This is a genomic window from Methanoculleus sp. UBA413 (assembly GCF_002502935.1).
In the GTDB taxonomy this organism is placed as follows: Archaea; Halobacteriota; Methanomicrobia; order Methanomicrobiales; family Methanoculleaceae; genus Methanoculleus; species Methanoculleus bourgensis.
Map to the genome: position 1 here is coordinate 3,519 of NZ_DAQR01000124.1, position 519 is coordinate 4,037.

General features: G+C 63.2%; 1 protein-coding gene. It reads left to right on the forward strand.

Annotation, left to right across the window (positions count from 1 at the left end; genetic code table 11):
* On the forward strand, positions 1–519 hold a 519-nt coding region (locus BP858_RS10715), incomplete at both ends, for an MFS transporter (protein ID WP_286879478.1).

Consider the following 519-nt stretch of genomic DNA (forward strand, 5'->3'; position numbering starts at 1 on the left):
ATCTACGGGCGCAAACTGGTCTTCACCCTCGGTGTGGTCGTCTTCACCGCATCAGCCCTGCTCTCGGCGCTCGCGACATCGGGGCTTGCGCTCATCCTCTTCCGGTTCATCGAAGGCATGGGGAGCGCCATGATCTACGGCACCGGCGTCGCCATGATCACCTCGGTCTTCCCACCAGAGGAGCGGGGGCGGGCACTCGGGATCAACGTCACCGCCGTCTATATTGGCCTCTCCATCGGGCCGTTCCTCGGCGGCTACCTCACCGAGTTCCTCACCTGGCGGAGCATCTTCCTCACCAACATCCCCCTCGGCATCTACATCATCTACCAGATCCGTCGCCACCTGGCCGAAGAGTGGGCAGACGCACGCGGGGAGCGGTTCGATATCATCGGTTCGGTCTTCTACAGCGCGATGCTCCTTGCCGTGATGTACGGGTTCTCAAAACTCCCGGAGCCTGGCGGTATTGCGGCGATCATCGCCGGCGTGGTGCTCGCCGGGGTCTTCTACGCCTGGGAGACC